Source organism: Streptomyces sp. NBC_01689 (assembly GCF_036250675.1).
Taxonomy (GTDB): Bacteria; Actinomycetota; Actinomycetes; order Streptomycetales; family Streptomycetaceae; genus Streptomyces.
Window position 1 is genome coordinate 6,630,060 of record NZ_CP109592.1, and the last position, 19,691, is coordinate 6,649,750.

A 19,691-nucleotide genomic window follows, 5' to 3' on the forward strand; every position below is an offset into this window, starting at 1 on the left:
GCGCTGGGACCGACGGTACGTCACACTCCTCGCGCCGCCGCACGGTAGCCTCGCCACGTGGCCGCCCTGCCACTGCCGTTCCGCTAAGTTACAAGATGTCTCGCTCTGCCCGGAGGCCCCAGTGACGACACGTGGAGTTCTCTACGTGCACTCCGCGCCCCGCGCGCTGTGCCCGCACGTCGAGTGGGCGGTCGCGGGCGTCCTCGGTACGCGCGTCAACCTCGACTGGATCCGGCAGCCCGCGGCGCCGGGCACCTGGAGATCCGAGTTCTCCTGGAAGGGCGAGGTGGGCACCGCCTCCAAACTCGCCTCCGCGCTGCGCGGCTGGCAGATGCTGCGCTTCGAGGTGACCGCCGAGCCCTGCGCCACGGCCGAGGGCGAGCGCTACAGCTGCACCCCCGAACTCGGCATCTTCCACGCCGTCACCGGAATCCACGGCGACATCCTGATCCCCGAGGACCGGCTGCGCGCCGCGCTCCTGCGCTCCCAGCGCGGCGAGACCGACCTGGAGGCCGACCTCGCCAAGCTCCTGGGCAAGCCCTGGGACGACGAACTGGAGTCCTTCCGGTACGCGGGCGAGGGCGCCCCGGTCCGCTGGCTCCACCAGGTGGTCTGACCCGATGAGGGCGTGACGGGAGGCCGTCGGGGACGCGGCGAACCGCGCGCCCGGCCCGTACGACCCCGCCCCCGGCGAACAGGGCGGACGAGACGAACAGACGGCTGTGGCCCGGACTCCGCCAGGGAGTCCGGGCCACGCGCCGTTCAGTGCGGCTACGGCCGGTTTCAGACCGTACGGAACGCCAGCACCACGTTGTGCCCGCCGAACCCGAACGAGTCGTTCAGTGCGGCGATGCGGCCCTCGACGGGCAGCTTGCGGGCCTCCCCGCGCACGATGTCGGCGTTCTCCTCGGCCTCGGGGTCGAGGTTGTCGACGTTGATGGTCGGCGGAGCGATCCGGTGGTACAGCGCCAGCACCGACGCCACCGACTCCACACCCCCGGCGCCGCCGAGGAGGTGACCGGTCATCGACTTGGTCGCGGAGACCGCCATGTGGTCGGCGTCGTCACCGAAGACCTTGCGCAGCGCCTTCAGTTCCGCCACGTCGCCGGCGGGCGTCGAGGTCGCGTGCGCGTTCACGTGCACGATCTCGGCCGGGTCCAGGTCGGTGTTGTCCAGCAGGTTCCGCAGGGCCTGCGAGATTCCGCGGCCCTCCGGCTCCGGCTGCACGATGTCGTGGCCGTCGGCGGAGATGCCCTGGCCGACCGCCTCGGCGTAGACCCGGGCACCGCGCTGGGCGGCGTGCTCGGCGGACTCCAGGATCAGGACGCCGGCGCCCTCGCCCAGCACGAAGCCGTCGCGTGCGACGTCGTAGGGCCGCGAGGCGCCCTGCGGGTCGTCGTTGTTCTTGGACATCGCCATCATGTTGCCGAAGGCGGCGATGGGCAGTGGGTGGATGGCCGCCTCGGTACCGCCGGCGACGACGACGTCGGCGCGTCCGGTGCGGATCATCTCGATGGCGTAGCCGATGGCCTCGGCGCCCGACGCACAGGCGGAGACCGGGGTGTGCACGCCGGCGCGGGCGCCCACGAGCAGGCCCACGTTGGCCGACGGGCCGTTCGGCATGAGCATGGGGACGGTGTGCGGGGAGACGCGGCGGACGCCCTTCTCCTTCAGCACGTCGTACTGGTCGAGCAGGGTCGTCACGCCGCCGATGCCGGAGGCGATGACGGTGCCGAGGCGGTCCGGGTCGATGGCCGGGTCGTCGCCGGCCCGGTCGGTGAAGCCGGCGTCCGCCCAGGCCTCCTTGGCCGCGATCAGCGCGAACTGCGCCGAGCGGTCGAGACGGCGGGCCTGCGGGCGGGGGATGACCTCGCCCGGTTCCACGGCGATCTGCGCCGCGATACGGACCGCCTGTTCGGCGGCCCATTCCTGCTCCAGGGGGCGGACACCGGACTTGCCGGCGACCAGGCCCTCCCAGGTAGAGGCTGCGTCGCCACCCAGCGGTGTGGTTGCGCCGATACCGGTGACGACCACGGTGCGATTGGTCGAGCTCACGGGAATTCTTTCTCCAACGGATACGAGGATTCAGCGGCGCCACCGCCGGGTGGCGGGGCAACGGGCTGATCGATGGACCGGGCCGGGCCCGGTCCGCGGATCAGGCCTGGTTCTTGAGGATGTAGTCGGTCGCGTCGCCGACGGTCTTGAGGTTCTTGACGTCGTCGTCCGGGATCTTGACGTCGAAGCGCTCTTCGGCGGCGACGACGACCTCGACCATGGACAGCGAGTCGACGTCCAGGTCGTCGGTGAAGGACTTGTCCAGCTGGACGTCCTCGGTGGGGATCCCGGCGATCTCGTTCACGATCTCGGCGAGACCTTCGACGATCTCTTCCTGAGTGGCGGCCATGTCAGGCGCTCCTTCGGTATGTATCCAGAGGGTGTGGCGGTACTCCGGCCGGAGTGGTCCGGACGGTGTGCCTAGGGGAGGGTAACGACCGTGGCGGCGTACACGAGACCCGCCCCGAATCCGATGACGAGCGCGGTGTCGCCGCTCTTCGCCTCACCGGTCGCCAGGAGCCGCTCCATCGCGAGCGGGATCGAGGCGGCCGAGGTGTTGCCGGTGGTGCGTACGTCCCGGGCGACCGTGACGTGCTCCGGCAGTTTCAGCGTCTTCACCATCGAGTCGATGATCCGCTCGTTGGCCTGGTGCGGGATGAAGACATCCAGGTCGTCCGGGCTGATCCCGGCCGCGTCCAGCGCCTGCTGGGCGACCTTCGCCATCTCGAACACGGCCCAGCGGAACACCGCCTGGCCCTCCTGCGTGATCGCAGGGAACTTGATCTCGCCCTTGGAGTCGAGCGGGAGGGTGGAGACGTCGCCGACGTGGAAGCGGTCCCACGGGACGGTCTGCTTGATGGTGCCGGCCTTGTCGCCCTCGCTGCCCCACACCGTGGGGCCGATGTGCGGCTCCTGGGAGGGGCCGACGACGACCGCGCCCGCGCCGTCACCGAACAGGAAGGCCGTCGCACGGTCCTCCAGGTCGGTCAGGTCGGACAGCCGCTCCACGCCGATGACCAGGACGTACTCCGCGGAACCCTCGACGACCATGCCCTTGGCGAGGGTCAGGCCGTAACCGAAGCCCGCGCAGCCGGCCGAGATGTCGAAGGCGGCGGCCTTGTCCGTGCCGAGCTTGTCGGCGATCTCGGTGGCGATGGCCGGGGTCTGGCTGAAGTGGGACACGGTGGAGACGACCACGGCGCCGATCTGGTCGGCGTTGATCCCGGCGTCGGCGATGGCCTTGCCGGACGCCTCGATCGACATCGCGGCGACGGTCTCCTCGTCGGAGGCCCAGTGCCGGGTCTCGATGCCGGAACGCGAGCGGATCCACTCGTCGGAGGAGTCGATCGTCTCGAGGATCACCTCGTTGGGCACGACCCGGACGGGACGGTAGCCGCCCACGCCCAGGATCCGCGCGTACGGAGCGCCCTTGCTGGGCTTGATCTTCGACATGCTCTCGGGCTCCTTGTCAGGCGCTGTGCTCGGCGAGGAGCTCGCGAGCCGCGTCGAGGTCGTCTGGGGTCTTCAGCGCCAGGGTCTTCACACCGGGCAGCGCGCGCTTGGCGAGGCCGGTGAGCGTGCCGCCCGGGCACACCTCGATCAGCGCCGTCGCGCCGAGCTCCTGGAAGGTCTCCATGCACAGGTCCCAGCGGACCGGGTTGGCCACCTGGCCGACCAGCCGCTTCAGGACGTCGTCGCCGGACTTGACGGCCTGGCCGTCCTTGTTGGAGACGTAGGTGACGCGCGGGTCCGCGGGGGCGAGGTCCTCGGCGGCCTGCGCGAGCGCCTCGACGGCGGGAGCCATGTGGTGCGTGTGGAACGCGCCGGCGACCTTCAGGGGCACCACGCGGCGTACCCCGTCGGGCTTGTCCGTCTCCAGGGCGGCCAGCTGCTCCAGCGTGCCGGCGGCCACGATCTGGCCCGCGCCGTTCACGTTCGCGGGGGTCAGCCCGAGCTTCTCCAGGTGCGGGACCGTCGTCTCCGGGTCACCGCCGAGCAGCGCCGACATACCGGTCCGCGTCACGGCGGCCGCCTCGGCCATCGCGAGGCCGCGGGTGCGTACGAGCGTCAGCGCGGCGGTGTCGTCGAGCACGCCCGCGAACGCGGCGGCGGTGATCTCACCGACGCTGTGTCCGGCGACGGCACCGAGCGCGAGGTCGGCGACGTCGCCGAGGGCCGCGGCGGAGAGGAGTCCGGCGGCGACCAGAAGGGGCTGGGCGACCGCCGTGTCCCGGATCGCGTCCGCGTCGGCCTGCGTGCCGTAGTGGGCAAGGTCGAGACCGATGGCGTCCGACCACGCGGCGAGGCGGTCGGCGGCACCGGGGAGATCGAGCCAGGGGGTCAGGAAGCCGGGCGTCTGGGCGCCCTGGCCGGGAGCGACGAGTACGAGCACTCTCACACTCTCTCTTGTGGACGGCCGAAGCCGCCCGTGGGGACAGGGACGAAGAACACGAAGGGGAATTGTAGAGCTTCGACAAATGCCTACGTCTGGAGATCTCCATCGGCCAGACGCCCCAGGATGAGCGCGATCCGCAGGGTGAAGGCGGATCGTACATCCGAGGGTGACCAACCGGTGACGTCAGTCACACGTCGTAGCCGGTAGCGCACGGTGTTGGGGTGAACGAAGAGCATGCGCGCCGCGCCTTCGAGGCTGCTCGCCTGTTCCAGATAGACACTGAGGGTTTCGAGCAGCGCGGAGCCGGCTTCCTCCAGTGGTCTGTAGATCTCCTCCACCAGCTGCTCACGGGCCGACGGATCTCCGGCGATCGCGCGTTCCGGCAGCAGATCGTCGGCGAGGACCGGGCGCGGGGCGTCCTGCCAGGCGAAACACGCCTTCAGGCCGGCCGCGGCGGCCTGCGCCGAGCGGGTCGCCGCGAGCAGGTCCGGCACGATCGGCCCGGCGACGACGGGTCCGGCGGCGTACGGGCCGATCAGCGATTTGGCGACGCCGAGCGGGTTGTCGCTGCCGCCCGCGATCACCACGAGCCGGTCCCCGAGCACGCCGGTCAGCACCTGCAGCTTGGCGTGCCGGGCGGCGCGCCGGATGGCCTCGACGGTCAGCTCACTGTCACCGTCGGGTGCCGTTCCCAGCACCACGCAGACGTGTTCGGGGGAGTTCCAGCCGAGGGCGGCGGCGCGGGAGACGGCGCCCTCGTCGGCCTCGCCGGAGAGCACGGCGTTCACGACCAGGGACTCCAGCCGGGCGTCCCAGGCTCCGCGGGCCTCGGCGGCCTGCGCGTAGACCTGGGCGGTGGCGAAGGCGATCTCCCGGGCGTAGACGAGGAGTGCCTCGCGCAGCACCGACTCGTCACCGGGGGCGGCCACCTCGTCGATGGCACTCTCCATCACCTCGATCGTCGTCCGCACCATCTCGACGGTCTGGCGCAGGGTGATCGCCCTGGTCAGCTCGCGGGGGGCGGTGCCGAAGACGTCGGTGGAGATGGCCTGGGGCGCGTCGGGACGCCGGAACCACTCGGTGAACGCGGCGATGCCGGCCTGGGCGACCAGACCGATCCAGGAACGGTTCTCCGGTGGCATGGCCCGGTACCACGGCAGCGTCTCGTCCATCCGCGCGATGGCCTGCGCGGCGAGACTTCCGGACGACTTCTCCAGCCGCTTCAGGGTCGCCGAGTGCGTGTGGACGGCGTGCGCTGGGCGCTCGGTGTTGCTGCGTTCGGGTTCGGGCACGGGACAAGACTGCCTTATCAGGACGGAGCTGTGCGGCGGCGGGTCTCCCATCGGGCCGGGGAGGAGCGGGGGCGGGGCTACGGTGGGGGACGTGACGGCCGTACGGCGCTGTCGGATGTGGCGGATGTGGCGGATGTGATCGAGGTACGGCGCGGTGACGAGCGCTACCCAGGAGGGGACCCGGCGGCCGGGATCTTCTCGCTGCACGCCTTCTCCTTCGGACCGCACTACGAGCCGGACAACCTCCGCTTCGGTGCGGTGATCGCCTGCAACGAGGAACGGCTCGCGCCCGGCGCGGGTTTCGACGAGCACCCGCACAGCCACACCGAGATCGTCACGTGGGTGGTGGAGGGGGAGCTGACCCACCGCGACTCGGCCGGTCACGAGTCGGTGGTGCGGGCCGGCGACGTGCAGCGGCTGAGCGCGGGGGCCGGTGTGCGGCACGTCGAGCGGAACGAGGGGCCGGGGCCGCTCGTGTTCGTGCAGATGTGGCTGGCGCCGGTGGTACCCGGTGGGGTTCCGTCCTACGAGATCGTCCACGGCATCGCGGACTCCACGCCGTACGCGGTCCCGGAGGCGGAGGCGATGCTGCACGTGCGGCGGCTGGCGGAGGGGGAGCGGACGGCGGTCCCGGACGCGGCCCATGTGTACGTCCACGTGGTCCGGGGCGAGGTGCGGCTGGACGGCGGGGACCTGGGGCCGGGCGACGCGGCCCGGGTGACGGACGCGAAGGACCTGGAGGCGGTGGCGACGACTCCCGCGGAGCTGTTGCTGTGGGAGATGACGGCCGCGCGCTGAGATCCAGCCCCGCATCCCGTGCGGTGGCCCGGGGAACCGTCCCCGGCGTCCCCGGAGCCGCGTCAGCCGCGCAGTTCGGCCAGCACCGCGTCCGTGAACGGCGTCCACGCCTCCACCGCCCAGGGTCCGAACGCCCGGTCCGTGAGGGCGACGCACGCGGCACCGGCCACCGGGTCGATCCACAGGAACGTACCGGACTGCCCGAAGTGGCCGAAGGTGCGCGGCGAGGACGAGGAGCCCGTCCAGTGCGGGGACTTGGAGTCACGGATCTCGAAACCGAGCCCCCAGTCGTTGGGGTTCTGGTGGCCGTACCCCGGCAGCACCCCCTTCGTCCCGGGGTACTGCACGGTCATCGCCTCCGCGACCGTCCGCGGATCGAGCAGTCGCGGCGCCTGGAGCTCGGTGGCGAAGCGCACGAGGTCCGCCACCGTCGACACCCCGTCCCTGGCGGGCGACCCGTTCAGTGACGTACCCGTCATGCCCAGCGGCTCCAGCACCGCCTGCCGCAGGTACTCCGGGAAGGGGATGTTTGTCGCCTTGGCGATGTGGTCCCCGAGGACCTCGAACCCGGCGTTGGAGTACAGCCGCCGCTCCCCGGGCGCGGACGTCACCCGGTGCTCGTCGAAGGCGAGTCCCGAGGTGTGCGCGAGGAGATGACGGACCGTCGAGCCGGCCGGCCCCGCCGGCTCGTCGAGGTCGACGGCCCCTTCCTCGTACGCGACGAGCGCGGCGTACGCGGCGAGGGGCTTGGTGACCGAGGCGAGGGGGAAGCGGTGGTCGAGCGGACCGTGCGAACCGGTGAGCGTGCCGTCCGCGCGGACGACGGCCGCCGCGGCGGTGGGGACGGGCCAGTTCTCGATCGACGCCAGGCTGCGCAGGGACATGGGTACGAGCCTAAGCGGCTCACAGCCGCAGCCGCATCGAGGGGTCCGGCTTGCGCACGAACCCGAGGGACGCGTACAGCGGCTCGGCCTCGGCGGAGGCGTTCAGGTCGACCTGGCGCACGTCCCGCTCGCGGAACCAGTCGAGCAGTGTCTCCATGCAGGCCCGCGCGTACCCCCGGCGTCGCAGGCCGGGGTCGGTGGCGACGCTGAAGACATGGCCGACGGCACCCCGCGGATTGCCGGGCCGTCCGATCCGGTACTCGACGGTCCCGGCGACGAGCGCGGCCAGGGCGCCCGGCAGGTCCGGATGGTCCACGACGAAGGCCGCGAAGTCCCCCTCGGGACGGGCCAGCCTGCCGCGTATCGTCGGGAGGGACCCGGCGTGCCACTCCGTGGAGCCGTCGGTGGTGAAGACCGAGTCGAGCATGACCTGGCGCAGACGGAGCACCTCGGGTGCGTCCTCGGGCAGGGCACGGCGTACGAGAGTCATGATCCGCACGGTAGCCAGCGCGCCCCGCGGACGTCCGCCGTTTCGCCGCCCGCGTCTTTTACCCGGATCCGCTTGCTTGGAGTGCACTCCAAGGTTTTAGCGTGGGGGTCATGACGGTGATGGAGACCACGGCCGGGGCCGCCGAGACCGGCACCAGGACCGATGTGTGCGCGGCGCCCCCCGAGCGGCAGCGGCGCCCGGACGGCCAGGACAGTTACACGATCAGCGAGGTCGTCGCCTTCACCGGCCTGTCCGCGCACACCCTGCGCTGGTACGAGCGGATCGGTCTCATGCCGCACATCGACCGCTCGCACACCGGGCAGCGCCGCTACAGCAACCGCGACCTGGACTGGCTGAGCCTGGTCGGCAAACTCCGGCTCACCGGTATGCCGGTCGCCGACATGGTGCGCTACGCGGAACTCGTGCGCGAGGGCGACGGCACCTATTTCGAGCGCTTCGAGCTCCTGGAGGCCACCCGCCGGGACGTGAAGGCGCGGATCGCGGAGCTCCAGGACACCCTGGCGGTCCTCGACCACAAGATCAGTTTCTATGCGGACGCCGGGCGTGCCCTGGCGTCGGAGAGGTCCCGATGACGGACGGCAGGATCGCGAAGGTACGGCTCGGCACCGACGGCCCCGAGGTCGGGGCGCAGGGCCTGGGCTGCATGGGGATGAGCTTCGCGTACGGGCCCACCGACGCCGACGAGGCGCGGGCCACGCTGGAGCGGGCGCTGGAACTCGGCGTCACGCTCTTCGACACCGCGGACGCCTACGGCCAGGGCGAGAACGAGAGGTTCCTGTCGCCGTTCTTCAAGGCGCACCGCGACGAACTCGTCATCGCCACGAAGTTCGGCCTGTCGATCCCGCCGGACGCCCCCACGACCCGGGTGATCCGCAACGACGCCCCGTACATCCGCCAGGCCGTCGAGGCGAGCCTGCGGCGGCTGGACGTCGATGTGATCGACCTCTACTACATGCACCGCCGCGACGTGAACATCCCCGTCGAGGAGACCGTCGGAGTCATGTCCGAACTGGTGCGCGAGGGCAAGGTCAAGCACCTCGGGCTCAGCGAGGTCACCGGCGGGGAGCTGCGCGCCGCGCACGCCGTGCACCCGATCACGGCCGTGCAGTCCGAGTGGTCGCTGTTCAGCCGGGACATCGAGGCGGGCGTGGTGCCGGCGGCCGCGGAGCTGGGCGTGGCGCTCGTCCCGTACTCGCCGCTCGGGCGCGGCTTCCTGACCGGATCGTTCGCGAACGCCGACACCGACCTCACCGCGACCGACTTCCGCCGTCAGCAGCCCCGCTTCACCGGCGAGAACGCGGCCGTCAACGGCGCCCTGCTGGAGCCGGTCCGGGCGCCGGCCGAGGCGCACGGCGCCTCCCTCGGGCAGATCGCGCTGGCGTGGGTGCAGCGGCGGGCCGCCGTGCTCGGGGTGGCGGCGGTCCCGATCCCGGGGACGCGCAGGCGCGTCCGGGTCGAGGAGAACACCGCGGCCACGCGGATCGTCCTCGGCGACGAGGAGATGGCGCTGCTGGAGCCGATCGCCTCGAAGGTGGCCGGGGAGCGGTACGCCGACATGTCGTTCTCGTCGGCGGGGCGGGAGTAGCGGGAGCAGGAGCACGGCGGGCGCCGTCGCCGCCTCACAGCTCCGCCAGCAGTTCCGCCTTCTTCCTCGTGAACTCCTCGTCCGTGACCAGTCCCGCCTCGTGCAGCTCGCCGAGGTGCCGGATGCGGTCGGCGATGTCGGCCGGGTCGCGGCGGGGAGCGGGGACCGCGGTCACCGGCGCGGTGCCCGAGGACCGTACGGCGGCGAGCACCGACGCCGCGAACGGCAGCGACTCGTGGACGGGCCCGTACCCGAGCCCGAAGACGACCGCGGCCGGGTCCTGGTCGGCCTGGGCGGGCTGCGCGACGGCGGGCTCGCGGCGCAGCAGCCGCAGATGCCCCTCGAAGACCTCGGGGGAGCGCCACTCGACGCCGCTCAGCGCGGCGACCGGGAAGATCTGGTCGCCGGCCTTCCACTTGGCGGAGGACGCGCCGGTCCAGAACCAGCGGAAGGACACGGAGGTGCCGTCGAAGGCCGCCCTCCCGTCGTACGCCTTGAACCGCAGCGGCGCGCGGGGTGCCGTGACGAGGTAGCGCTCGGGTGGTCCGGTGTCCTCGGCGAGCCGGGCGCGCAGTTCGTCCGCGTAGTACTCGGCGAGGGTCTCCCGGTCGCTGGGCAGCACCAGCCGGTAGGGGTCGCACCCTTCCCTCAGCTGCCCGGCGGCCGCGTCCATCAGCGGATCGGCGCCCGCTCTGGGGACGGCGTGCAGCACGACCGTGCCGCGCCTGCCCGGCGTCAGTGTGACCGCCTCGATCGCCTCCAGGGGAACACGGCGTTCACCGAGCGCCTGGAACAGCTTCGGTGTACGGATCCCCCGCTCGAAGCGGATGAGCACGGAGTCGGACTCGAACTCCCAGGCGGCATGAAATCCGGCCAGTACGTCACCCATGCGGGCCATCGTAAGCGGCGGGCCCGCCGGAGTCCCCTCCTCGGGCGGGCCGCACTTCTTCCGTCCTCTACGCGCGTCCCGCCGCCGGGCTGTCGGGCAGACCCCGCCGGCACGCGTCATCGTCGTGCGCGCACCGCACCGCGTCGTATGCGCCAACACCGATTTCCGCGAAGTTGCGCAGGCTCTCGGTGCCGGGTTCGAAATATCCGGCGTGTCCCTTCGCGTCCCGGGCCGACAGCACCCGGGCGCCGAACGCCTTGGACACCGGGTCGGCGCCGTGTCCGAGGCCGCCGAACTCCAGGTACGGGACGTCCTGGATCCAGTCGTCGGAGTCCCGCATCGCCCAGACCCGGGCGGTGGTGTGCAGCGCGGAGGCCGTGTCGGCACGCATGCCGGGGCTGCCCGCGACCGCCACGTCGGAGACCCGGGAGGGCAGTGAGCGGGCGGCGACGCCGCAGAGCACCGAGCCGTAGCTGTGGCAGTACAGGGCGACGGGGGCCTTGCCGGGCAGCGCGCGCAGCAGCGCGTTCAGCCGGACCGCGCCCTCCTGCGCCCGGCCGCCGGTGGCCGCGTCCACGCCGAGTCCGCTGGGCGCCGTGTAGTCGGCCCAGGCGATCACGGCCGTACGCGTGCCGGGGCCCGCCGCGCGCTCCTCCTCGTACAGGGAGGTCGCCATGCCGACCGGTGCCGAGTACTTCTTGTTGGTGCGCTGGAAGGTGAGCAGGTCGGTGTCGACGCCGGGCACCACGACGGAGATCCGCTGGGCCCGGTCGAGATCGCCGAAGACCTCCGCGACCCGGCCCGAGCCCATGGGGTCGAAGGCGAGGAAGGTGCGGCCCTTGTGCAGCATCGCCTCGTAGCGGTGCATGCGGCGCCCGGCCTCCTGCTGCCCGAGGGCCGAGAGCCGGTTGTCGTGCATGCGGGCCCGCTCGACCCTGCGCTGCTGTCCGATGGCGATGCGGTTGGCGGCGTAGCGCAGCCCCACGGGCGCGCCGTTCATGTTGCCGACCGCGAGCGGGTAGCGGTGCGCCAGGCGGCCGCGCTGGTGCACGTCGAGCGAGGCGAAGAAGCGGGTGAGGCGGCCCGGCGCGGAGTCGGGGTCCGGGAGCGCCTCTCCGGCGATCCGGCCGTGCTCCCACGCGGAGCGGGACGCCTGGAGGGGGGTTGCCCCCCGATGGCTGTGGATCGCGGTCCAGCCACTGGTGGCCAGCATCACGAAAACCACGGCCAGCGCGAGCAGTGCGCGCCAGACGTTCAGTTGGGGGGATGTCTCGAAGGAAGTCACTGAGAGGACACCCTAGGAGAAGAGGGGTGCCTCCCGTTAAACGAGTGGTGGGGATCACGTTTCTGGGAGGGTAATTGGGGCAAAGCGGGTTCAGTTTCAGATAAATAGTGACGTTGTGTGCCCGGAGTTGGTCATTCCGTGCGCCACTTCTCCGCCAATGCGGGCCCCAGATGGTCGAGATGCGCGACGGTCAGCGCGCGGATGGCCTCGACGCTGCCGTCCTCGCCCGCCCCCCACATCCGGCCCGTGACCCGCATCACCCCGCCGAACACGGCCACCGCGACCCGCGGTCGCGGATCCGTGTCCACGTCGATCCCCTCACGCTCGGCGATCACCCGGGCGATCTCGTCCTCCAGCTCGGCGGACCGGCGCAGGTGCGCGGCGAGCAGGGCGGGCGTCGACTCGATCAACTGATAGGCGCGCATGTGCAGTTCGATCGGCACCACGGCCTCGACCGCCTCGCCGATGGTGTCCCAGCCCTCCAGCACCGCGCGGCGCAGCGCTTCCAACGGGGCCTCGTGAGGCGGTCGTTCGCGGACCGCGGCGAGGAAGCGCGACTCCGCGATGCCCTGGGTGAACAGGGCGACGTCCTCCTTGCCCGCGAAGTAGCGGAAGAAGGTGCGCTGCGAGACGTCGACGGCCTCCGCGATCTCGTCCACGGTAGTGCGCTCGTAGCCCTGGGTGACGAACAGTTCGAGGGCGGCCCGCAGCAGCGCGTCCCGGGTGCGCTGCTTCTTGCGTTCGCGCAGGCCCGGGCGCGGCGCCATCGATGTGAAGGAGGTCGTCTCCATGGGGTCCTCTTCTGTTCTCCTGCCCAGCTCAGCGTACTCGCGGGTGACGTGACAGTTACCGACTTGTGAATTGGTTTGTCAATTGTCAGCGGCTGTCACTAGCCTCTTCGCATGACTAGTCAGACCACCATCGACACGGCGGGGTCCGGAGACAGGACGCCGGTCGCCCCGTCGGATCAGCCGGGGCCCTCCGGGCTGCGCGGCCACCCGTGGTTCACCCTGTTCACCGTGGCCGTCGGCGTCATGATGGTCGCCCTGGACGGCACCATCGTCGCCATCGCCAACCCGGCCATCCAGAAGGCCCTGGGCGCGAGCTTCGCCGACGTCCAGTGGATCACCAACGGATACTTCCTCGCTCTCGCGGTCACACTGATCACGGCGGGCAAGCTCGGTGACCGCTTCGGGCACCGCCAGACCTTCCTGATCGGCGTGGTCGGCTTCGCCGCGGCCTCCGGGGCCATCGGCCTGTCCGACAGTATCGCCCTGGTGGTCACCTTCCGCGTCTTCCAGGGACTGTTCGGCGCGCTGCTCATGCCGGCCGCCCTCGGCCTGCTGCGAGCCACCTTCCCGGCCGAGAAGCTGAACATGGCGATCGGCATCTGGGGCATGGTCATCGGCGCCTCCACCGCGGGCGGCCCGATCCTCGGCGGCCTGCTGGTCCAGCACGTCAGCTGGCAGTCGGTCTTCTTCATCAACGTCCCGGTCGGCGTCGCCGCGCTGGTCCTCGGTCTGCTGATCCTGACCGACCACCGCGCGCAGAACGCCCCGCGCTCCTTCGACATCCCGGGTATCGCCCTGCTCTCCGGCGCCATGTTCTGTCTGGTCTGGGCGCTCATCAAGGCCCCGGCCTGGGGCTGGGGCGCCGGCCTGACCTGGACCTTCCTGGGTGCCTCGGTGCTCGGCTTCGCGCTCTTCGCCCTCTGGGAGACCCGGGTCGAGGAGCCGCTCATCCCGCTGGGACTGTTCCGCTCCGTGCCGCTGTCGGCGGGCGTGGTCCTCATGGTGCTGATGGCCATCGCCTTCCTGGGCGGCCTGTTCTTCGTCACCTTCTACCTGCAGAACGTGCACGGCATGAGCCCGGTCGACGCCGGCCTCCACCTGCTCCCGCTCACCGGAATGATGATCGTCGGCTCCCCGCTGGCCGGCGCCCTGATCACCAAGACCGGCCCGCGCATCCCGCTGGCGGGCGGCATGGCCCTCACCGCGATCTCCATGTACGGCATGTCCACGCTGGACACGGGCACCAGCGGCGGTGTCATGTCGCTCTGGTTCGCCGGTCTCGGCCTCGGGCTCGCCCCGGTCATGGTCGGCGCCACCGAGGTCATCGTGGGCAACGCGCCGATGGAGCTCTCCGGTGTCGCCGGCGGCCTCCAGCAGGCCGCGATGCAGATCGGCGGCAGCCTCGGTACGGCGGTCCTGGGCGCCGTGATGGCCTCCAAGGTCGACGGCGACCTCGCGGGCAACTGGACCGCTGCCAAGCTCCCGCCGCTCACCCCCGCCCAGCTGGACCAGGCCTCCCAGGCCGTCCAGGTCGGCGCCGCCCCGGTGGCCAAGGGCACCCCGCCCGAACTCGCGGCGAAGATCACGACCGTCGCCCACGACACGTTCATCTCCGGCATGAGCCTGGCCTGCCTGGTCGCCGCCGTGGTGGCCGTGGTGGCGGTCTTCGTCGCGCTGCTCACCAAGCGGGGCGAGAACGCGGACGCCGCGGGTGCGGGGGCCGGTCACATCTGACCGCGGCCTCTTGTCCGTTTTCACCCTTCCGGGTGACACGGCTCAAGATCCCGCCCGTCCGGCGCGCGCCGCAGGTCACAGTGGGCCAGCCCTCCGCACGAACACGGGGGCGAACGAATCTGCGGCGCGCTGTCGGAGGGGGACAGCGCGCCCGCAGCCGTACGGGGGCGCCCCCGACCCCCGCGCCGAACCGCACCGCCCGACCGGGCCGTCGGAGCCGGCCCGTGCTTTCCGGCCGCCGCCCGGTGAGGGCTCGCGTCACCCCGCGACGGCTCGGCCGGACCGCGGGAGTCCCGGCCGTCCCGCGCGGGTCAGCGCGCGTGCTCCCCGGCCACCCCCGGCGCGGGGTGACGGACGGTGGCCCGGACGCCCGACAACGCGGCGACCTCCGCGCGCAGCGCCCGTACCTCCTCCGTCAGCGCCTCGATGGCCGCCGTCTGCCGGCGCTCCTCCACGTCGTCCTTCTCGAAACGCGAGATGAACCACGCCGCGATGTTGGCGGTGACGACACCGAGCAGGGCGATACCGGAGAGCATCAGGCCGACCGCGAGGATCCGGCCCATCCCGGTGGTCGGCGCGTGGTCCCCGTACCCCACCGTCGTCATCGTCGTGAACGACCACCACACCGCGTCGCCCAGCGTCTTGATGTTCCCGTTCGGGGACTCCCGCTCCACCGACAGCACCGCGAGCGAACCGAACATCAGCAGTCCGATCACCGCGCCCCCGACATAGGTCGTCAGCCGGATCTGCGAGGCCATCCGGGCGCGCCGCCCGACCAGGGTCAGGGTGGCGACCAGCCGCAGCAGCCGCAGCGGCTGGAGGATCGGCAGGATCACCGCGCACAGGTCCATCCAGTGCGTCCGGACGAACTCCTTGCGACGCCGGACGAGCAGGAGCCGTACGAGATAGTCGGCGGCGAACGAGCCCCACACCGTCCACTCCACCGCCGTGCACGCCACCGCCACGGCGGGAGGGGCGTCGTCGTCCACGATCGGCACGGCGTAGGCCAGCGCGAACGCCACCGCGAGCGCCAGCAGGGGCCGTTGCGTGCGCTGTTCCCAACGGACCTGTGCCGATAGCTCTTTCATACCCGCATCGTAGGAAGAAAGACGGAGGGGCGGCGGAGCTCCGGGCTCCGCCGCCCCTCACACGGCCGATGTGACCGGGCCTACGCGTCGCCGCCCGCGGCCCCGGGGTCCGCCGCCGCGACCTCGAGCAGCTGGTAGCGGTCGATCGCCTGCTTCAGCACCGACCGGTCCACCTTGCCCTCGCGTGCCAGCTCGGTCAGCACCGCGACCACGATCGACTGCGCGTCGATGTGGAAGAAGCGCCGCGCCGCCCCACGGGTGTCCGCGAAGCCGAAACCGTCCGCGCCCAGGGACTGATAGGTCCCCGGCACCCACCGCGCGATCTGGTCGGGAACCGATCGCATCCAGTCCGACACGGCCACGAACGGCCCCTCGGAACCGCTCAGCTTCCGCGTCACGTACGGCACGCGCTGCTCCTCCTCGGGGTGGAGCAGGTTGTGCCGCTCCACCTCGACGGCCTCGCGGCGCAGCTCGTTCCAGGAGGTGGCCGACCAGACGTCCGCCCGGACGTTCCACTCGGCGGCGAGGACGCGCTGTGCCTCCAGCGCCCACGGGACCGCGACGCCGGACGCCAGGATCTGCGCCGGGATCGACCCCTCCGTGCCCCGGCTGAAGCGGTGGACCCCCTTGAGGATGCCCTCCACGTCGACGTCGGCCGGCTCCGCCGGGTGCTGGATCGGCTCGTTGTAGACGGTGAGGTAGTAGAAGACGTCCTCGGAGTCCGGGCCGTACATCCGGCGCAGGCCGTCCTTCACGATGTGCGCGATCTCGAAGCCGTACGCCGGGTCGTAGGCGACACAGCCCGGGTTCGTCGAGGCGAGCAGCTGGGAGTGGCCGTCCGCGTGCTGCAGTCCCTCGCCGGTCAGTGTCGTACGGCCGGCGGTCGCGCCGAGGACGAATCCGCGCGCCAACTGGTCGGCCATCTGCCAGAACTGGTCACCGGTGCGCTGGAATCCGAACATCGAGTAGAAGACGTAGACCGGGATCAGCGGCTCGCCGTGGGTGGCGTACGCCGAGCCCGCGGCGATCAGCGAGGCGGTGCAGCCGGCCTCCGAGATGCCGTCGTGCAGCATCTGGCCGGTCGGCGACTCCTTGTACGCGAGCAGCAGGTCGCGGTCCACGGACTCGTACTGCTGACCGAGCGGGTTGTAGATCTTCGCGCTCGGGAAGAAGGAGTCCATGCCGAAGGTGCGGTACTCGTCGGGCGCGATCAGCACGAACCGCTTGCCGATCTCCTTGTCCCGCATGAGGTCCTTCAGGAGTCGCACGAACGCCATGGTCGTGGCGATCGACTGCTGACCGGACCCCTTCCTCACACTCGCGTACGTCTTCTCCTCGGGCAGCTGCAACGGCTTCGCCCGCACGACCCGCGTCGGGACGTAGCCGCCCAGCCCCTTGCGCCGGTCGTGCATGTACTGGATCTCTTCGGAGTTGCGGCCCGGGTGGTAGTACGGCGGCGCGCCGTCCTCCAGCTCCTTGTCCGAGATCGGCAGGTGCAGCCGGTCGCGGAACCCCTTCAGGTCGGCGACGGTCAGCTTCTTCATCTGGTGCGTGGCGTTGCGGCCCTCGAAGTTCGGGCCGAGCGTCCAGCCCTTGACCGTCTGCGCCAGGATCACCGTCGGCTGCCCGGTGTGCGCCTTGGCCGCCGAGAACGCCGCGAAGATCTTCTTGTGGTCGTGACCGCCGCGGCCCAGGTGCAGGATCTGGGCGTCGGTCATGCCCTCGACCATGGCGCGCAGCCGGTGGTCGTCACCGAAGAAGTGGTCGCGGATGTACGCGCCGGTCTCGGTGGCGTACGTCTGGAACTGGCCGTCGGGCGTGGTGTTCAGCTTGTTGACGAGGACGCCGTCGCGGTCCTGCGCCAGCAGCGGGTCCCAACTGCGGTCCCACACCAGCTTGATGACGTTCCAGCCGGCGCCCCGGAACTGCGACTCCAGCTCCTGGATGATCTTGCCGTTGCCGCGTACCGGGCCGTCGAGACGCTGGAGGTTGCAGTTGACCACGAAGGTCAGGTTGTCCAGGCCCTCCCGAGCCGCGATGGACAACTGCCCGAGCGATTCCGGCTCGTCCATCTCGCCGTCGCCGAGGAAGGCCCAGACGTGCGACGCGGAGGTGTCGGCGATGCCGCGCGCCTCCATGTAGCGGTTCATCCGCGCCTGGAAGATGGCGCCGAGCGGGCCGAGGCCCATCGAGACGGTCGGGAACTCCCAGAAGTCCGGCATCAGCCGCGGGTGCGGGTACGAGGACAGCCCGTACGGGGCCTTCGACTTCTCCTGGCGGAACGCGTCGAGCTGCTGCTCGCTCAGCCGGTCGAGCAGGAACGCGCGGGCGTAGATACCGGGGGACGCGTGCCCCTGGAAGAAGATCTGGTCACCGCCGTCGCCCCCGTCCTTGCCACGGAAGAAGTGGTTGAAGCCGACGTCGTAGAGCGAGGCGGAGGAGGCGAAGGTGGCGATGTGCCCGCCGACGCCGATGCCCGGACGCTGGGCCCTGGAGACCATCACGGCCGCGTTCCAGCGGGTCGCGTTGAGGACCTTGCGCTCGATCTCCTCGTTGCCCGGGAAGAACGGCTCGTCCTTGGTGGCGATCGTGTTGACGTAGTCCGAGCTGCGCATCTCGGGCACGGCCACGCGCTTCTCGCGGGCCCTCTCGATGAGCCGCAGCATCAGATAGCGGGCGCGCTCACGGCCGCGCTCGTCGACGGCGGCGTCGAGCGAGTCGAGCCACTCCTGTGTCTCTTCGGGGTCGAAGTCCGGGACCTGACTGGGAAGGCCGCCAATGATGATCGGATTGCGATCGGATCCGGAAGCCACGCTGTTCCTTCGCTGTCAGAGGGCTGTCAGAAGGCTGTCTGTCAGAGGGCTGTCTGAAGGCTGCCCGGAGGGCTGAGCAAGAGCTTCCCGGGCGCTGTCTGGGGCGGACGGTCGGTGTCTCGGCACCGTTCCCCAATCGTGTACCGCGGGAACGGAATCGTCATCTCTACCGATAGGTAACCGAGACATTCCCGCAGATCGCCGGGACGGGCCAGACCAAAACGCAACGATACGCTCACTCCGTGACGCGTTCCGCAAAGTCGTTCGGGTCTCGTACGTTTCGAGGGTTCCGAACTTCGCAAATGGGGCAGAAAGGTGTGGTGTGCGTCACCTATGGCTGTGATCCGCCGACTGGAGTTGCGCCGACACCGCCGGGATCGTCACCGTTTCGGCGGTCTCGACGGCCGGGTACTTGCGCGATCCGCCCCGCCCGTGTGGACTACGGCCAATGCTTCGCGCACGCGCGGGGCTGAGACATCTACCGAAACATGATCAGGAGGCAAGCCGTGAGCGCGACCGCGGACCACGCGGAGGAGCGGACCAGCCCGGCCGGCAGGCTGGGGTTCGAGCCCGGACAGGTGGTCCAGGAGATCGGCTTCGACGACGACGTCGACCACGACCTCCGTGAAGGCATCGAATCGTTGATCGGCCAGGACCTGGTCGATGAGGACTACGACGACGTCGCAGACGTCGTGCTGTTGTGGTTCCGCGACGAGGACGGCGACCTCACGGACGCCCTGGTGGACGCCATCGGTCTCCTTGAGGACGGCGGCACGATCCTGCTGCTGACCCCGAAGACCGGCCGGGACGGCTACGTCGAGCCCAGCGACATCAACGACGCAGCCCAGACCGCGGGCCTCTCCCAGACGAAGAGCACCTCCGTCGGGAAGGAGTGGTCGGGCACGCGTCTGGCCACGCCCAAGTCGAAGCGCTGAACTGTCGCTCCGTCTGCCGCAGAGCATCCGCGAGGCCCCCGTCGGCGATCCGCCGGCGGGGGCCTCGCCATGGGCCGTGCCGGAGCGCCCGGACGCGCCTGCGTAGGGTGGTCGTCACCCGAACGGCCCCCTGGAAGGGAAGCGTGTGAGTATGGCGATCGAGGTCGGCACCGAGGCACCGGACTTCGAGCTCAGGGACAACCACGGCGCCACCGTCAGGCTGTCCGACTTCCGCGGCGCGAAGAACGTGGTGCTGCTCTTCTACCCGTTCGCGTTCACCGGTGTGTGCACCGGCGAACTGTGCGCCCTGCGCGACGAACTGCCGAGGTTCGCCAACGACGACGTCCAGCTGCTGGCGGTCTCCAACGACTCCATCCACACCCTGCGCGTCTTCGCCGAGCAGGAGGGCCTGGATTTCCCGCTGCTCTCCGACTTCTGGCCGCACGGCAACATTTCACGCGCCTACGGCGTCTTCGACGAGGACAAGGGGTGTGCCGTGCGCGGCACCCTCATCATCGACAAGGCGGGCGTCGTGCGCTGGACCGTGGTCAACGGCCTGCCGGACGCGCGTGACCTGAACGAGTACGTGAAGGCGCTCGACACCCTGTGATTCTTCGGTCGCAGGGCCTGCAGGGT

The 19,691-nt window shown here is 70.9% G+C and carries 19 protein-coding genes; 7 read left to right on the forward strand and 12 right to left on the reverse strand.

Going from position 1 to position 19,691, the window contains the following annotated elements:
• Positions 1-121: 121 nt before the first annotated feature.
• Positions 122-616, forward strand: coding sequence for a DUF3145 domain-containing protein (locus OG776_RS28235; protein WP_148013810.1), 495 nt, complete (start codon positions 122-124; stop codon positions 614-616).
• A 167-nt stretch (positions 617-783) separates the two neighbouring features.
• On the opposite strand, the gene fabF is transcribed toward OG776_RS28235, so the two are convergent.
• From fabF to fasR, 5 genes are all read right to left on the reverse strand, one after another.
• Positions 784-2,055, reverse strand: a complete 1,272-nt coding sequence (gene fabF / locus OG776_RS28240; protein WP_148013809.1) for a beta-ketoacyl-ACP synthase II — start codon at positions 2,053-2,055, stop codon at positions 784-786.
• Positions 2,056-2,155: 100 nt separating this feature from the next.
• Positions 2,156-2,404, reverse strand: coding sequence for an acyl carrier protein (locus tag OG776_RS28245; RefSeq protein ID WP_148013808.1), 249 nt, complete (start codon positions 2,402-2,404; stop codon positions 2,156-2,158).
• 71 nt (positions 2,405-2,475) lie between these two features.
• On the reverse strand, positions 2,476-3,507 hold the full coding sequence (locus OG776_RS28250) for a ketoacyl-ACP synthase III (RefSeq protein WP_148013807.1): 1,032 nt from the start codon (positions 3,505-3,507) through the stop codon (positions 2,476-2,478).
• 16 nt (positions 3,508-3,523) lie between these two features.
• Complete coding sequence (locus OG776_RS28255; protein ID WP_329322727.1) at positions 3,524-4,447, reverse strand: ACP S-malonyltransferase; 924 nt, start codon at positions 4,445-4,447, stop codon at positions 3,524-3,526.
• 89 nt (positions 4,448-4,536) lie between these two features.
• Complete coding sequence (fasR, locus tag OG776_RS28260) at positions 4,537-5,742, reverse strand: fatty acid biosynthesis transcriptional regulator FasR (RefSeq protein ID WP_148013805.1); 1,206 nt, start codon at positions 5,740-5,742, stop codon at positions 4,537-4,539.
• Positions 5,743-5,877: 135 nt separating this feature from the next.
• Between fasR and OG776_RS28265 the strand changes: the two genes are divergently transcribed.
• On the forward strand, positions 5,878-6,540 hold the full coding sequence (locus tag OG776_RS28265; RefSeq protein WP_187286032.1) for a pirin family protein: 663 nt from the start codon (positions 5,878-5,880) through the stop codon (positions 6,538-6,540).
• Between the two features lie 62 nt (positions 6,541-6,602).
• Here the strand turns inward: OG776_RS28265 and OG776_RS28270 are convergent, their stop codons facing one another.
• Together OG776_RS28270 and OG776_RS28275 are read right to left on the reverse strand one after the other, a co-directional pair.
• Entirely contained in the window at positions 6,603-7,424 is an 822-nt protein-coding gene (locus OG776_RS28270) for a serine hydrolase domain-containing protein (RefSeq protein WP_148013804.1), read from the reverse strand.
• A 19-nt stretch (positions 7,425-7,443) separates the two neighbouring features.
• A complete protein-coding gene (locus tag OG776_RS28275) occupies positions 7,444-7,914 on the reverse strand; it encodes a GNAT family N-acetyltransferase (RefSeq protein WP_148013803.1) in 471 nt (156 codons plus the stop codon).
• 110 nt (positions 7,915-8,024) lie between these two features.
• Between OG776_RS28275 and OG776_RS28280 the strand changes: the two genes are divergently transcribed.
• Positions 8,025-8,507 carry a MerR family transcriptional regulator gene (locus tag OG776_RS28280; RefSeq protein ID WP_148013802.1) on the forward strand — a complete coding sequence of 161 codons (483 nt, stop codon included), beginning with the start codon at positions 8,025-8,027 and terminating at the stop codon, positions 8,505-8,507.
• Entirely contained in the window at positions 8,504-9,520 is a 1,017-nt protein-coding gene (locus tag OG776_RS28285) for an aldo/keto reductase (protein WP_148013801.1), read from the forward strand. Before OG776_RS28280 ends, OG776_RS28285 begins: the two co-directional genes overlap by 4 nt.
• A gap of 34 nt (positions 9,521-9,554) precedes the next feature.
• Here OG776_RS28285 and OG776_RS28290 read toward each other — a convergent pair whose 3' ends face one another.
• The 3 genes from OG776_RS28290 to OG776_RS28300 form a co-directional block, all read right to left on the reverse strand.
• The gene (locus tag OG776_RS28290) at positions 9,555-10,409 is read right to left on the reverse strand and encodes a DUF4429 domain-containing protein (protein WP_187286006.1); all 855 of its coding nucleotides are present in this window, start codon (positions 10,407-10,409) and stop codon (positions 9,555-9,557) included.
• A gap of 67 nt (positions 10,410-10,476) precedes the next feature.
• Positions 10,477-11,694, reverse strand: coding sequence for an alpha/beta hydrolase (locus OG776_RS28295; RefSeq protein WP_148013799.1), 1,218 nt, complete (start codon positions 11,692-11,694; stop codon positions 10,477-10,479).
• A gap of 131 nt (positions 11,695-11,825) precedes the next feature.
• The gene (locus OG776_RS28300; protein ID WP_148013798.1) at positions 11,826-12,485 is read right to left on the reverse strand and encodes a TetR family transcriptional regulator; all 660 of its coding nucleotides are present in this window, start codon (positions 12,483-12,485) and stop codon (positions 11,826-11,828) included.
• Between the two features lie 243 nt (positions 12,486-12,728).
• Between OG776_RS28300 and OG776_RS28305 the strand changes: the two genes are divergently transcribed.
• The gene (locus OG776_RS28305) at positions 12,729-14,219 is read left to right on the forward strand and encodes an MFS transporter (RefSeq protein ID WP_443077381.1); all 1,491 of its coding nucleotides are present in this window, start codon (positions 12,729-12,731) and stop codon (positions 14,217-14,219) included.
• A 311-nt stretch (positions 14,220-14,530) separates the two neighbouring features.
• On the opposite strand, the gene OG776_RS28310 is transcribed toward OG776_RS28305, so the two are convergent.
• Positions 14,531-15,307 carry a potassium channel family protein gene (locus OG776_RS28310; protein WP_329322729.1) on the reverse strand — a complete coding sequence of 259 codons (777 nt, stop codon included), beginning with the start codon at positions 15,305-15,307 and terminating at the stop codon, positions 14,531-14,533.
• Positions 15,308-15,387: 80 nt separating this feature from the next.
• Positions 15,388-18,120, reverse strand: coding sequence for a pyruvate dehydrogenase (acetyl-transferring), homodimeric type (aceE, locus tag OG776_RS28315; RefSeq protein WP_148013795.1), 2,733 nt, complete (start codon positions 18,118-18,120; stop codon positions 15,388-15,390).
• A 506-nt stretch (positions 18,121-18,626) separates the two neighbouring features.
• Here aceE and OG776_RS28320 point away from each other — a divergent pair.
• The gene (locus OG776_RS28320) at positions 18,627-19,055 is read left to right on the forward strand and encodes a DUF3052 domain-containing protein (protein ID WP_148013794.1); all 429 of its coding nucleotides are present in this window, start codon (positions 18,627-18,629) and stop codon (positions 19,053-19,055) included.
• 151 nt (positions 19,056-19,206) lie between these two features.
• Positions 19,207-19,665, forward strand: coding sequence for a peroxiredoxin (locus tag OG776_RS28325; protein WP_329322730.1), 459 nt, complete (start codon positions 19,207-19,209; stop codon positions 19,663-19,665).
• Positions 19,666-19,691 lie beyond the last annotated feature (26 nt).

Coding starts and splice junctions, on each gene's coding strand:
- OG776_RS28245 (WP_148013808.1), bottom strand. CDS start 2,404: ATGGCCGCCACTCAGGAAGAGATCGTCGAAGGTCTCGCCGAGATCGTG.
- OG776_RS28250 (WP_148013807.1), bottom strand. CDS start 3,507: ATGTCGAAGATCAAGCCCAGCAAGGGCGCTCCGTACGCGCGGATCCTG.
- OG776_RS28270 (WP_148013804.1), bottom strand. CDS start 7,424: ATGTCCCTGCGCAGCCTGGCGTCGATCGAGAACTGGCCCGTCCCCACC.
- OG776_RS28275 (WP_148013803.1), bottom strand. CDS start 7,914: ATGACTCTCGTACGCCGTGCCCTGCCCGAGGACGCACCCGAGGTGCTC.
- OG776_RS28280 (WP_148013802.1), top strand. CDS start 8,025: ATGACGGTGATGGAGACCACGGCCGGGGCCGCCGAGACCGGCACCAGG.
- OG776_RS28285 (WP_148013801.1), top strand. CDS start 8,504: ATGACGGACGGCAGGATCGCGAAGGTACGGCTCGGCACCGACGGCCCC.
- OG776_RS28290 (WP_187286006.1), bottom strand. CDS start 10,409: ATGGGTGACGTACTGGCCGGATTTCATGCCGCCTGGGAGTTCGAGTCC.
- OG776_RS28300 (WP_148013798.1), bottom strand. CDS start 12,485: ATGGAGACGACCTCCTTCACATCGATGGCGCCGCGCCCGGGCCTGCGC.
- OG776_RS28305 (WP_443077381.1), top strand. CDS start 12,729: ATGATGGTCGCCCTGGACGGCACCATCGTCGCCATCGCCAACCCGGCC.
- OG776_RS28310 (WP_329322729.1), bottom strand. CDS start 15,307: ATGAAAGAGCTATCGGCACAGGTCCGTTGGGAACAGCGCACGCAACGG.
- OG776_RS28325 (WP_329322730.1), top strand. CDS start 19,207: ATGGCGATCGAGGTCGGCACCGAGGCACCGGACTTCGAGCTCAGGGAC.